General features: G+C 62.3%; 12 protein-coding genes. 5 read left to right on the forward strand and 7 right to left on the reverse strand.

Translation table 11 applies throughout. The annotated features are described in order from the left end of the window. Window positions 1–111: 111 nt before the first annotated feature. The 3 genes from GLS_RS04720 to GLS_RS04730 form a co-directional block, all read right to left on the reverse strand. Window positions 112–2343 carry a pyrroloquinoline quinone-dependent dehydrogenase gene (locus tag GLS_RS04720; RefSeq protein ID WP_041111410.1) on the reverse strand — a complete coding sequence of 744 codons (2232 nt, stop codon included), beginning with the start codon at window positions 2341–2343 and terminating at the stop codon, window positions 112–114. After that, window positions 2343–2723, reverse strand: a complete 381-nt coding sequence (locus tag GLS_RS04725; RefSeq protein ID WP_011252425.1) for a glycerol dehydrogenase small subunit — start codon at window positions 2721–2723, stop codon at window positions 2343–2345. Before GLS_RS04725 ends, GLS_RS04720 begins: the two co-directional genes overlap by 1 nt. Window positions 2724–2874: 151 nt before the next feature. Next, complete coding sequence (locus tag GLS_RS04730) at window positions 2875–4029, reverse strand: hypothetical protein (RefSeq protein ID WP_193363848.1); 1155 nt, start codon at window positions 4027–4029, stop codon at window positions 2875–2877. 270 nt (window positions 4030–4299) lie between these two features. Here GLS_RS04730 and dnaK point away from each other — a divergent pair, with 270 nt between their 5' ends. Both dnaK and dnaJ read left to right on the forward strand, forming a co-directional pair. Beyond that, window positions 4300–6204: a molecular chaperone DnaK gene (gene dnaK, locus GLS_RS04735; RefSeq protein ID WP_041111411.1), complete on the forward strand. Its 1905-nt coding sequence runs from the start codon at window positions 4300–4302 to the stop codon at window positions 6202–6204. Window positions 6205–6346: 142 nt separating this feature from the next. Beyond that, window positions 6347–7498 (forward strand): molecular chaperone DnaJ, encoded by a 1152-nt coding sequence (gene dnaJ / locus GLS_RS04740; RefSeq protein ID WP_041111412.1) that lies wholly within the window; start codon window positions 6347–6349, stop codon window positions 7496–7498. Window positions 7499–7555: 57 nt separating this feature from the next. Here the strand turns inward: dnaJ and aroE are convergent, their stop codons facing one another. Together aroE and GLS_RS04750 are read right to left on the reverse strand one after the other, a co-directional pair. Beyond that, window positions 7556–8410, reverse strand: a complete 855-nt coding sequence (aroE, locus tag GLS_RS04745) for a shikimate dehydrogenase (protein ID WP_041111413.1) — start codon at window positions 8408–8410, stop codon at window positions 7556–7558. 87 nt (window positions 8411–8497) lie between these two features. Continuing rightward, window positions 8498–8962, reverse strand: coding sequence for an RrF2 family transcriptional regulator (locus GLS_RS04750; protein ID WP_041111414.1), 465 nt, complete (start codon window positions 8960–8962; stop codon window positions 8498–8500). A gap of 80 nt (window positions 8963–9042) precedes the next feature. Between GLS_RS04750 and GLS_RS04755 the strand changes: the two genes are divergently transcribed. Continuing rightward, window positions 9043–10224, forward strand: a complete 1182-nt coding sequence (locus tag GLS_RS04755; protein WP_041111415.1) for a globin domain-containing protein — start codon at window positions 9043–9045, stop codon at window positions 10222–10224. Window position 10225: 1 nt separating this feature from the next. Here the strand turns inward: GLS_RS04755 and GLS_RS04760 are convergent, their stop codons facing one another. After that, entirely contained in the window at window positions 10226–10834 is a 609-nt protein-coding gene (locus tag GLS_RS04760; protein WP_041111416.1) for an FMN-dependent NADH-azoreductase, read from the reverse strand. A gap of 91 nt (window positions 10835–10925) precedes the next feature. Here GLS_RS04760 and GLS_RS04765 point away from each other — a divergent pair, with 91 nt between their 5' ends. Together GLS_RS04765 and dapB are read left to right on the forward strand one after the other, a co-directional pair. After that, window positions 10926–11339: a winged helix-turn-helix transcriptional regulator gene (locus tag GLS_RS04765; protein ID WP_041111417.1), complete on the forward strand. Its 414-nt coding sequence runs from the start codon at window positions 10926–10928 to the stop codon at window positions 11337–11339. Window positions 11340–11363: 24 nt separating this feature from the next. Next, a complete protein-coding gene (gene dapB / locus GLS_RS04770) occupies window positions 11364–12110 on the forward strand; it encodes a 4-hydroxy-tetrahydrodipicolinate reductase (RefSeq protein ID WP_041111418.1) in 747 nt (248 codons plus the stop codon). A gap of 63 nt (window positions 12111–12173) precedes the next feature. On the opposite strand, the gene GLS_RS04775 is transcribed toward dapB, so the two are convergent. Then, window positions 12174–12962 carry an SDR family NAD(P)-dependent oxidoreductase gene (locus GLS_RS04775; protein ID WP_041112668.1) on the reverse strand — a complete coding sequence of 263 codons (789 nt, stop codon included), beginning with the start codon at window positions 12960–12962 and terminating at the stop codon, window positions 12174–12176. Window positions 12963–13123 lie beyond the last annotated feature (161 nt).

Here is a 13123-nt window from a genome sequence, read left to right on the forward strand (position 1 = left end):
ACCCAAAAAATGGAAAAAACGGCCCCGGAAACGACAAAGGGGCGGTCTCCGTGCCATTTCCGGCACGAAAACCACCCCTTCCATCACCCGGAGGCCTCAGCCCCCGCTTTTTCAGCCCTTGTGATCGGGCAGGGCGTAAACCACCAGCTGATCGCTAACCGGCGTCATCATGAAGTGATGACCACCCGCCATGATGGCGACGTACTGGTGACCATTGGCCTCGTAGGTCATCGGGTTGGCCTGTCCGCCGCCCGGCAGGACCGCGCTCCAGACCACCTTGCCGGTGTGCTCGTCGATGGCACGGATCTGGTTATCCGTAGCTGCCGCGATGAACACCACGCCACCGGCCGTCACGACCGAGCCACCATTGTTCGGCGTACCGATTTCCCAGGGAAGACCGGTCGGCAGACCCCACGGACCGTTGGCACGGGCCGTTCCCAGCGGGTGCTGCCACAGCACCTTCTGGCCGTGCTTCATGTCGATGGCCGTGATCATGCCGTAGGGCGGACGGTTGCACATCATGCCCGTGTACTGATCCCAGAACGGGGTCACGACGATACCGTAAGGCGTGCCGTCCATGGCGCCGTTACCTTCGGCGCCACCGCCACCCGGCTTGTAGTTCGGATCATCGATCGGCATCAGGCCAAGTTCGTCGGCCTTCTTGCGGGTTACGAGCTGGTCGTACATCGGGGTGATGTTCCAGTTCGCAATCAGGATGCCGCTCTGCGGGTCATAGGACACGGAGCCCCAGTCGCTGCCGCCGTTATAGCCCGGATATTCGATCCAGGGCTTGTCGACGCTCGGCGGCGTGAACTCACCCGTATAGTTCGCACGGCGGAACTTGATACGGCAGAAGAGCTGATCGATGGGGGACATGCCCCACATATCCGTCTCTTTCAGGTCCGGCACGCGCAGGGCCGGCATGCCCGTGGACCAGGGCTGCGTCGGCGAACGCGGATCGCCCGGAATGACGCCCGGCGACGGAGCGGGACGCTCTTCGACCGGCAGGATCGGCTTGCCGTCACGACGGTCGAGCACGAAGGTCTGGCCGCGCTTGGTCGGCATGATGAGTGCGGGGACAGGCTGACCATCCTGACCGGGCATGTCCATCAGCGTGGCCTGCGAGCCGATGTCATAGTCCCAGACGTCCTTGTGAACGGTCTGGAAGACCCAGCGCGGCGAACCCGTCTTCACATCAAGCGCGACAACTGCGGACGAAACCTTGTTTTCTTCAGGGCTACGCAGGGCGCTGTAATAGTCGGAAGCCGAGTTGCCGGTCGGGACGTAGACAAGACCCAGCGCATTGTCGCCGGTCATCGCAGCCCAGGAGTTCGGCGTGCCACGGCTGTAATGGTTGTTGCCGGTCGGCTGGCTGTGATCGTTGGGACGGTTCACGTCCCAGGCCCACAGGAACTTGCCGCTCTCGGCGTCATAACCACGGATCACGCCCGACGGAGCCCAGCGGCGCTGACCATCCAGAACTTCGTGGTTGACCACAACCACACCGTTCACGACCGGCGGCGGCGTCGTCATGGAGACGAAGCCGGGGACGGATTCGCCAAGGCCCTGCATCAGGTTGACCTGGCCGCCATTGCCGAAGCCCTCGCACAGATTGCCGGTCGCGGCATCAACCGCGATCAGGCGCATGTCGAGCGTGCCTTCAAGGATACGGTTATGGCAGGGCTGGCCTTCGGGCACCTGAGACGACGTGAAATACGTCACGCCCTTGCACGCTGCAGTGTAGGGGATGGCTTCGTATTTCTCGTTGATGTTGTGACGCCAGATCTCCTTACCCGTCGCCGGGTCGAGCTTCATGATGTCGTTCTGTGCGGAGCACATATAGAGGCCGTCACCCACTTTGATCGGGGTGGTTTCGGCAGCCCATTTGTTCGTCTGGCCCGGACGCGGATAGCTGCCGGTGTGATAGACGAAAGCGACCTTGAGCTGATCGGCGTTCTGCGGCGTGATTTCGGACAGCGGCGAATAGCGCATCTGGCTGTCGTCATGGCCGTAGGCGGCCCAGTCTCCGGAGGCGGGGCTGGCACTCTGCTGCGGGGCCATCTGCGGAACGTCGTTCGGATCCATGGACCCGATATCCGGCAGGTTGGCCGCGTTCACACCCGGAGCCTGGGGCGCATAGGGGGACGGGCCGGAAAAGCGGCTCTTCGCGGCCGGCGTGTTCTCGGTCGGCTCGAAGGAATTGCCGCTGGCATTGCCGGGGCCCGGCACGGAGGAGGTCGGCGAGCCACCGCTGCCTGCGGGGGCGAACTGGGCATTGGCAGCCAGCGGTGCGCAGGCCAGCGTGGCACAGGCAACGGTGGCGAGAAGATGGGATCTGCGCATCAGACGGTTCCCCTCAGGGTACGGCGGGTTTCCATCCGGCGAAGAACCGGGATGGTGAGGGCGACAAGGATGCCCAGCAGCGTCGGGCCGAAATCGCGCGGCAGAAGGTCAACGGGGCTGAAGCCCACTTCCCACAGGGACCAGACCCAGGTGTAGGCCAGCGCACCTAGATACAGGAATGCGCCAAGCGTCCGTCCCATGAGCATGAAAACACCGCCGGCAACCAGCGGAATGCCACAGATGACGTAATAGACAGAGCCGCCCAGCATCGCGAGGTCGGCCCCGGCGATCACGAAGAACAGCCCCACCAGAATGATGACAACCCCTAGGACCAGTGTGAGCCACTCGGTCAGGGTTCTGCTGCCATAAGTATTCGGCATTGGTGAAAGCCTCCAGAACTGAAAGTCCGGACGGTAAGTCCAGACTTTCAGGAAAGCTACGGTTCTTTTTCAATATTGTTGAATATAATTCTAACAAAAACGTGTAATAACACGGTTGCACTTCAACAAATTCAAATGCGCGTTATCTTTATTACCCGGCCGGGATTGTTACGACCGCCCCTGCGGTATGGTTCGTCGCCGCAAGGGCCGCAAGAACCTGCACCATCGTAAACGCCAGTTTGCTCTGGAAATCGCGATCGCTGATCCAGAACCAGGTGTTGTTGTAGCTGACCGCGGCATAGTGGGAGTCCGGTTCTTCCCGGCTCGAATGGATCACGACTTCCGGGCGGTTCTCAATGCCGATCTGCCCGATCGTGGGCGGCGTACGGCCGCTCTTGATGTCGTCTTCCGGCACCTCGACCTCGTAGGCGAGCTGCGTCAGCATCGCGAGCATGGAGCGCGTCAGAATCGCGATCTGCTTGCCGGGATGCTTGGGATACGGGCCATAGACGATTTCGGCTTCCTCGGCCCCCGGATCGAGGTGCAGCAGACGACGCACTTCCGCCTGGATCGCCAGAAGATTGCTGTCCGATGTCGAGGTCAGGACCAGATAGGAGCGCTCGGTGCCCGTGCTGTTTCCCCCGTTGCCATTGCTGTCGGACTTGCCGCCGTTTTTCTTGCTGTCCGGCGGGGTCGGAGTCTCGCTCGTGATCCGGATGGTCATGGCCCCCTGGATCTGAAGCTGCCGCAGATCGTGCAGAAGCAGATAGAAGCGGACCGAGCCACCGCCAGACGGCCCAGCGCCAAGCCCGCGGACATTGGACAGGCCGTCGATGGACTGTGCCGTCAGACGCAGCAGCGTGTCGATCGGCAGGCCGCCAAGGCTGAGCGGCATGATGACCGTTGGCGAGATCGGTCGGACCACGTTCTCGGCATATTGCTGGCCCGTCACCGGCTGATAGGTGAAGGTCGGGCTTTCCCCGAGCGACATCGTCCCCGTGCCGAACAGGTAGTTCCCGACCGCCGTCGCCGGATAGGCGTAAAAGCCGCCGCTGATGCTCTTGGAAACGCTGTATCCCGCAATCACCTGCGTCGTATCCAGAAATGTCGGCGGATCGGCGTAACGCAGCCGGACGATGTTCAGCAGCATCTCGTGCTTCTGGGTATCCCCCAGCGCGCGGGAGTATTCGAGCTGGTCGTTCCGCAGTTTTCCGGGCCCCATCGGGCCACAGGCGGAGAGACCGGTTGCGGAGAAAACGGCCAGGGCAGCCATCAGCGTGGCACGAAAGTAAGGATGATTCGGCATGGCTGTGTGAAGACTGTCCCATTGGCAGGCAAAGCGGAAGGTCCAACCTTACTAGAGGGGGATGTCCGTATCGGAAACAGCCATCTTCCCCTTCCGGCCCCGTGAAGCGAACATTCTCGACGAAATGTGTCGTCCAAGTGCTTGAAACACCTTGCGGCGTTGCCTAGATCAGTAGTCGGAACACAGGCCCGTGAGGGTCTGGATACGTCAATAGGGTCCGATCCGGTGCCTCACAGGGCCGGGACGGACCGCTGAGAGGACTGATATTACATGAGCAAAGTCATTGGCATTGACCTTGGTACCACCAACTCCTGCGTCGCAGTACGCGAGGGTGACGAAACCAAGGTCATCGAAAACAGCGAAGGCGCCCGCACGACGCCGTCCATGGTCGCCTTCACCGACAACGGTGAGCGTCTCGTCGGACAGGCCGCGAAGCGTCAGGCCGTCACCAACCCGGCCAACACCCTTTATGCCGTCAAGCGTCTGATCGGCCGTCGTTACGACGACCCGACCGTCCAGAAGGACAAGGAGATGGTGCCGTACGCCATCGTCCGTGGCGACAACGGCGACGCATGGGTCGAGGCACGTGGCGAGAAGTATGCTCCGTCGCAGATCGCAGCCTATGTTCTGGGCAAGATGAAGGAAACCGCCGAGAGCTATCTTGGCGAGACCGTCTCCCAGGCTGTCATCACGGTTCCGGCCTACTTCAACGACGCCCAGCGCCAGGCAACCCGTGACGCCGGCAAGATCGCCGGCCTCGAAGTCCTGCGCATCATCAACGAGCCGACCGCAGCTGCCCTCGCCTATGGCCTTGGCAAGCGCGATTCCGGCACGGTGGCCGTGTATGACCTTGGTGGTGGTACGTTCGACGTCTCCATCCTCGAGATATCCGACGGCGTGATCGAAGTGAAGTCCACGAACGGTGACACGTTCCTGGGTGGTGAAGACTTCGATAACCGCATCATCGGGTTCCTGGCTGACGAGTTCAAGAAGGACCAGGGCATCGACCTGCGTGGTGACAAGCTCGCCCTGCAGCGCCTGAAGGAAGCCGCCGAGAAGGCCAAGATCGAGCTGTCCTCCTCCAAGGAGACCGAGATCAACCTGCCGTTCATCACGGCTGACGCTTCCGGTCCGAAGCACCTCGTCGTCAAGCTGTCCCGCGCCAAGCTGGAAAGCCTGGTCGATGACCTGATCCAGCGTACGCTCGGCCCGTGCCGTGCAGCCATCAAGGACGCGTCCGTCTCCGCCAACGAGATCGACGAAGTCATCCTGGTCGGCGGCATGACCCGTATGCCGAAGGTCATCGAGACGGTTAAGGAATTCTTCGGCAAGGATCCGGCACGCAACGTCAACCCTGACGAAGTGGTCGCCATCGGTGCTGCTGTTCAGGGCGCTGTCCTGAAGGGTGACGTCAAGGACGTCCTGCTTCTCGACGTGACGCCGCTGTCGCTGGGTATCGAGACGCTGGGTGGCGTGTTCACCCGTCTGATCGACCGCAACACGACGATCCCGACCAAGAAGAGCCAGACCTTCTCCACGGCTGAAGACAACCAGAGCGCCGTGACCATCAAGGTCTATCAGGGCGAGCGTGAGATGGCGGCTGACAACAAGCTGCTGGGCAACTTTGACCTGCAGGGCATTGCTCCGGCGCCGCGTGGCGTGCCGCAGATCGAAGTCACCTTCGACATCGACGCCAACGGCATCGTGAACGTGTCCGCCAAGGACAAGGCCACGAACAAGGAACAGCAGATCAAGATCCAGGCTTCTGGCGGTCTGTCTGATGCCGACATCGACCGCATGGTCAAGGACGCCGAAGCCAACGCTTCTGCCGACAAGGCCAAGCGCGAACTGGTCGAGCTGCGCAACAGCACGGAAAGCCTCATCCACCAGACCGAGAAGTCCATCACCGAAGGTGGCGACAAGGTTCCGGCGGCTGACAAGTCCGAAGCTGAAGCTGCAATCGCCGAAGCCCGTGAAGCTCTGGGTGGCGAAAACCTCGACACCCTGAAGGCTGCCAGCGAGAAGCTGACGCAGGCTGCCATGAAGGTTGGTCAGGCTGTGTACCAGGCTGGTCAGGGCGCTGAAGGTGGCGCTGCACCGGAAGGCGAGAAGAAAGACGAAAACGTCGTTGATGCCGACTTCGAAGACCTCGAAGACGACAGCAAGAAGCACTGATCGGGTGACTTCCGCAGACGGGGCTGAATGCTCCGTCTGACCCTGTTTTCCGAGGGCGCCCGTTCCCGCAAGGGGGTGGGCGCCATTCTTGTTTTCCGGCCCTCCACAGGGACCGCCTTCAGGACCGCCCCAAGGACCGAACATGGCCACCAGAATCGACTATTACGAATCCCTTGAAGTCTCCCGCACGGCCTCGCAGGACGAGCTGAAGAAAGCCTTCCGCAAACAGGCCATGCGGTACCATCCCGACCGTAATCCGGGTGATGACGCCGCCGAGCAGAAGTTCAAGGAAATCAACGAAGCCTATGACGTCCTGAAGGACGAGCAGAAGCGTGCGGCCTATGACCGTTACGGCCATGATGCCTTTGAAGGCGGCATGGGCGGAATGGGCGGAATGGGCGGCGGCTTCGGTGGTGGCTTTGCCGGTGCTGGCGGTCTGGGTGACATCTTCGACCAGATGTTCGGGGACATGATGGGAGGCCGCCGTGGTGGTGGACGCCGGACCGGGGCGGATGTCCAGGTTCAGGTCGAGATTACGCTGATGGAAGCCTTCACGGGCGTGACGAAGGACGTCGAAGTCCGGACGCGCGTGACCTGTGAAGCCTGTCATGGGTCGGGTTCGGCCGATCCGAAGGCTGGCAGCAGCACCTGCCCCACCTGTCATGGTGCGGGCAAGGTTCGTGCGCAGCAGGGCTTCTTCCTCGTCGAGCGCCCCTGCCCGACCTGTCACGGTTCGGGACGCACCGTCGCCAATCCGTGCAAGGTCTGTCACGGCACGGGTACGGAAGCGAAGACGGAAACCATCAGCATCGACATCCCGGCAGGCGTCGAGGATGGCACGCGCATCCGCATGGCAGGCAAGGGCGAGGCCGGTGGCGAAGGCGTGCAGCCGGGCGACCTGTATGTCCACATCTCCGTCCTGTCGCATGACATTTTCCAGCGCGACGGATCGAACATCTACTGCCGCGTTCCGCTGCGCATGACGCAGGCGGCTCTTGGCACGGAAGTCGAGGTTCCGGTTGTGGATGGTGGCCGCAGCAAGGTCCGCATTCCTGCCGGGACGCAGACTGGTGAGACGTTCCGTCTGCGCGGCAAGGGCTTCTCGGTCCTGCGCTCCTCGGCCCGTGGGGACATGTACATTCAGGTCTCGGTCGAAACGCCGAGCCATCTGACGAAGCGCCAGCGCGAACTTCTCGAAGAGTTCGAGAAGGAAGCCGGGGACGACCACGCCAAGGGTAGCCCCGAAAACAGCGGCTTCTTTGCCAAGGTCCGAGACTTCTTCGAAGGCCGCTGATCTTTCAGATCTGCAAAAAGCCCGGTGCTCTCTTCGGAGACACCGGGTTTTTTCATGTCAGGCCGCGCCGAAAATATCTTTCAGGGTCTTTTCCATCACCCCGGCATCCAGCGTCTTGCCCAGCCAGTGCTCCACGCCGATGACGCCCTGATTGACCAGCATGCCCAGCCCGTCCAGCACGGTGCAGCCCCTGTTCTCTGCTTCCCGCAGCAGACGGGTTCTGGGCGGGTTGGGAATGACATCGGCGACGATCAGCCCCTTGCGCAGGGTCTCGACCTTGAGCGGCGGCATGGCGTCGGGGGCGCCCAGACCGATGGATGTGGCGTTGATCAGGATGTCCACGTCTTCCGGCACGCTGGCTTCACCGTCCCATGCCTGAACGTCGGCTTTGGCGAAGGTGTTGTCCCGCACCAGTGCGGCAATGGTTTCGGCTTTTTTGGGATCGCGGTTCATGACCATGATATGGGCGGCGGAAACGAGCCCCAGTTCCACGGCGATGGCACGCGCAGCCCCGCCCGCGCCCAGAAGCAGGACCTTTTTCCCTGACGGGTCCGCGACCTGTTTCAGAGACGCCAGAAAGCCCTTCCCGTCCGTATTGTCGCCGATCAGGCGCCCGTCCCGGATGGAGACGCAGTTCACCGCACCGATGATCCGGGCGGACTCCGCCAGTTCGTCCAGATGTTCGATCACCGCGACCTTGTGCGGCAGAGAGCAGTTGAACCCGCCCCATTCCATGGCCCGCGCACCCGCAACCGCGTCCTTCAGACCGTCCGCCTTGACGTCACAGTTGATGTAACGCGCATCGATGTCGTGATGCCGGTAGGCGGCCTCGATCATGGCGACGGTTGGGTTGTCATCGCACGGCGTGGAGAACGATCCGGTCAGGATGCTGCGGAAATTCTGCTGGCTCATGAGAGGCTCCTCGGATCTGTGCCTGTTTTGCGCTCATCCGAGATGACGCACAGGGACACAGATGGGTCCATTCACATTCCGGAAATGTCAGTTTTCCGGAACACTCAGGCCCAGTAGGGCAGCCTCCCGCCCTGTCAGCAGATCGGCCAGCGTATAGCGGTCCAGCACCGCCAGAAACGCGCCCAGCGCATCGCCCAGCACGCCGCGCAGCACGCAGGCCGGGGACAGGACGCAGGGTCTTCCGTCCGTACTGTTGCGGCCCTCACAGTCCACCAGCGTCATGTCGTCTTCGGTGAAACGGACGACCGCGCCCACATTGATCTCTGAAACCGGACGCGCGAGTTCCAGCCCGCCACCGCGTCCGCGAACGGTCGTGACGAAACCGCCCTGCCCCAGACGGTGCACGACCTTCACCAGATGGTTTTCGGAAATGCGATAGGCCTGTGCGATCTCGCGGATGGAGACGCGGCGTGCCGGATGGGGGCCCAGATGGTGAACCCCAAGATGGATCAGCACGCGCAGGGCGTAATCAGTGTGCAGTGTCAGGCGCATGGCGACTCCTCTGCCAGATTGACAGGCGCAGGTCACGTTTTTAAAGATGTATTTGAAATACACCTTTAAGGGGACCGCTCATGTCCACTTCCGCCGACCGCAGCCTCACGCCCGAAACCATCGCCATCATCAAGGCGACCATCCCGGCGCTCGAAGCCCATGGCGTGACGATCACGTCCGAAATGTACCGTCGCCTGCTGGCCGATCCCGCGATTGCGGAGATGTTCGACCCGACCCATCAGTCCACCGGCACGCAGCCCCGTGCGCTGGCCATGGCCGTGCTGGCCTATGCGAAGAACATCGACAATCTGGGGGTGATGGGTGGTGCGGTCGAACGGATCGCGCAGAAACATGCCAGCCTCGAAATCCAGCCGGAGCATTATCCGCATGTCGCCACGGCCCTGCTCGGCGCGATTTCGGCCGTTCTGGGGGATGCCGCAACGCCGGAAATCCTTGACGCCTGGGGCAAAGCCTACTGGGCGCTCGCGGATATCCTGATCGGCCGTGAGCATCAGCTTTACGACAACAGCGCCCATGCCGAAGGCGGCTGGACCGGCTGGCGTCCGTTCCGCATTGCCCGCACTGTTCCGGAATGTGCGAATGTCACATCGCTCGAACTGGAACCTGTGGATAACAAGCCGGTCATCAGCGCCGTTCCGGGGCAGTATCTGGGCGTTGATCTGGATATTCCGGGCCATGGCCGCACGCGCCGCAATTACAGCATCACGTCCAGCCCGAACCGGAAGGGCTATCGCATCAGCGTGCGCCATGTCCCGAATGGTACTGTTTCAGGCTGGCTGAACAGCGGAAAATGTGAGGGGACGGACGTCCTGCTATCGCCGCCTGCAGGCAATTTCGTGCTGCCGGAAAAGGTCGAGGGGCCGCTGGCGTTTGTCTGTGCCGGGATCGGGATTACGCCGATGATCGGGATGCTGGAAGCGCTGGCCCAGCCCGACGTCACGACGCCTGTTCATGTCGTGCAGATCGCCCATTCTGCAGAGACCGCGCCGTTCGCGGAACGTCTGGCTGAGCTGTCCCGCAATTCGGCAGGACGCATCCGGGTGGTCACGCGCCTGACGGAGAAAGACGGTCGCCCGACCGCCGCCTGGGTGGCCGAGCAGTTGCCGGGCGGAGTCTCGACCTATCTGTGTGGTCCGACAGGCTTCATGCGTGACATGGTGCACGGCCTGCCGGCAGCCGGCGTTCCGGCCGAGCGCCTGCGTTACGAGACGTTCGGACCGGATATCGGTGTGACGGACTAAATCAGAGCGCGCTGGCCTTCTGCTCTGCGTCCGAGAGGATGCGGGCACGGTCGGCGCCACCATTCGTGGCGAGGCCCTCGGCCTCGATCACGGTGAGGTCCGTGATGCCGATCATGGCGAAGACGGATTTCAGATAGCTGAGCTGATGCTCGAAGGATGCGGCCGGAGAGCCTTCGCCATAGAGGCCGCCGCGGGCCACGGCCAGCACGACCTTCTTGCCCTTGGCCAGACCTTCGATCCCGCCGCCGGACATGTAGCGGAACGTCTGGCCCGCCACCATGATGCGGTCGATCCAGGCCTTGAGCTGGCTGGGAATCGACAGATTGTACATCGGCACGCCAATGACAACGATGTCGGCGGCCTTGAAGTCCTTCAGGGCATTGGCGCCGGCGATCAGTTCGGGACGACCAGAGACGTCCGGCGTCAGTTCCTTGCCGAGCCAGGAGAGCGCCTCGACATCCAGATGCGGCAGCGGATCGCTGGCGAGGTCGAGGGAGATGACCTCGACGGACGGATCTTTCTTGCGGAACTGCGCGACAGCGGCGGCACTGACGTGACGGCTGGCGGAGCTGTCACCGAGGATGCTGGAATCGATGTGGAGAAGTTTCATTTTGATCTTTCCGGTTCCTGATCGTAACCAGCACCAGATAAGGAACCTTTGAACCCCGCCGCAAGAAGGCACATTCCGGAGCCATAGGCACATGGATGTTCGCGTCAGCGAGACTACTCCGCTTCCGTCCCCGCCAGACTGCACGCAGAACAGCGATGCCTGTGCGGTTATCCGCTCCATTCTGGCGCGCACAACGGACAAATGGAGCATCCTGATCGTCAAGTCGCTCGGGCGCGGGCCGCACCGTTTCAGCGAACTGCGCCGTGCGATCGACGGGATTTCGCAGCGGATGCTGACCCTGACCCTACGCAATCTGGAACGCGACGGCCTCGTGTTGCGGACCGTCACGCCGACGACTCCGCCGCGCGTGGATTATGAACTCACGACGCTCGGGGAATCGCTGTGGACCCTGACCGAAGCCTTTGGTCAGTGGGCGCTGTCGAACCGTCCCGAAATCGAGGCGGCCCGTGCCCGTTTCGATGCCCGGCTTGACGCCAACACCTGATCTTTCCGTTCTGATGGACCGACCATGACCCTGATTTCCGCTCCCCGTATTGGTATCGCCGGCATTACGGGCCGGCTTGGAACGCTCTGTGCCGAAGAGGCCGGGGAGGCCCTCGTGGGTGGCCTCTCCCGCACCGCAGACGCCCAGCGCAACATCACAACCGATCCTGCCACGCTCGCGAAAAGCTGCGATGTGGTGATCGATGTCAGCCATGCTTCGACGGTCCCGGCCCATGCGGCAGCCTTCGCGCAAGCCGGATGTGCGTGGGTTCTGGGAACGACCGGCCTCGATCAGGGCGCGCAGGATGCCGTGAACGCAGCGGCGCAGCATATTCCTGTTCTTCAGGCCGCCAATTTCTCCCCGGCACTGACGCTGTTTCTGGAGCTGGCGCGCCAGCTTGGTGCGGGGCTGCCGGATTATGATGCGGAAATCCTGGAGGTTCATCACCGCCAGAAGCTGGACGCGCCGTCCGGCACGGCACTGGCGATTGGCCGGGCTGTGGCGGAAGGACGTGGTGTCAAGCTTGAGGACGTGGCCCGGATCGACCAGAACGGCCGACGTCCGGATGGCGCGATCGGATTCGCCTCCCTGCGCGGCGGACAGATCGTGGGCGAACACGATCTTGTTCTGATGGCGGCGGATGAGCAGATCACCCTGTCCCACCGCGCCCTGGACCGCAGGGTCTTCGCAAGGGGCGCCCTGCTGGCCGCAAGATGGCTCGCAGGACGTCCTGCCGGCCTCTACACAATGGCCGACGCCTTAAAACGCTAACTTAAAACAGGGTGCAGGGATCAAGATCCCTGCCGGGCCCGGGCAGAGCCCGGACTCCCCCGATCAACCGCCAGCAATCGGCAGGTTCACACCCGTCATGAAGCTGGAATCATCCCCCAGCAGGAACGCCACCACACCGGGAATCTCGTTGATGTCGCCATAGCGACGCATCGGGACGCTGCCGATCATCTGCTGGGCCACGACTTTGGGATCGGTGGAGAAATACTGGCTTCCGACCTTGGCCTGAAGCTCGACCTGACGCTCCCACATGAAGCCGGGGCCCATGTAACCGGGGCTGATGGCGTTCACGCGGATGTTGTAGGGGGCGAGATCCAGCGCGGCGGTTTCGGTCAGGGCGATGATGGCGCCCTTGGACGCGCCATAGGCGGCCATGTTCGGCGGCCCCTTCACACCGGCCATGCTGGCAGTGTTGACGACGCGACCATAGTTCTGCGTGATCATCTGGCGCGAAACAGCCTTGAGGACGTGGAAGGCACCAGTGACGTTGATCGTCAGCACGCGCGCGAAATCGTCGGACGGGTAGTCCTGCACGGGAGCAAAGGCACCCTGATAGCCGGCATTGTTGAACAGGAAGTCGATCTTCCCGAAATCCCGGACCACGGTATCCACCGTCCCGATCACAGCCTCTTCGGATGTGACGTCACAGACATAGGAGCGGGCCTCGACGCCCTTTTCACGGACGGAGGCTTCCGCTTTTTCCAGGGCCTCGCGGTTCATGTCCAGAAGGGCGATGGCCGTGCCCTCTTCTGCCAGACGGAGGGCGGTCGCAAGACCGATATTGCCACCCGCGCCGGTGACCAGACAGACTTTACCGTTAAACTTCTTCGACATTCCGAATGCCTCAAACTCTGTTTTTCCCGGGACCGCACCCGTGACGGGCAACAAGGGTCGCGGGAACACGAACGCAGCATGGACGGTGTCGTTGAAAAATGAAACGGGGGCGCCGGCTCTCTTTTTTGTGATCTGACGGCGGTTTTCGGGACTTTCCCGCA

Origin of the sequence: Gluconobacter oxydans DSM 3504, from assembly GCF_000583855.1 — a bacterium.
Classification (GTDB): Bacteria; Pseudomonadota; Alphaproteobacteria; order Acetobacterales; family Acetobacteraceae; genus Gluconobacter; species Gluconobacter oxydans.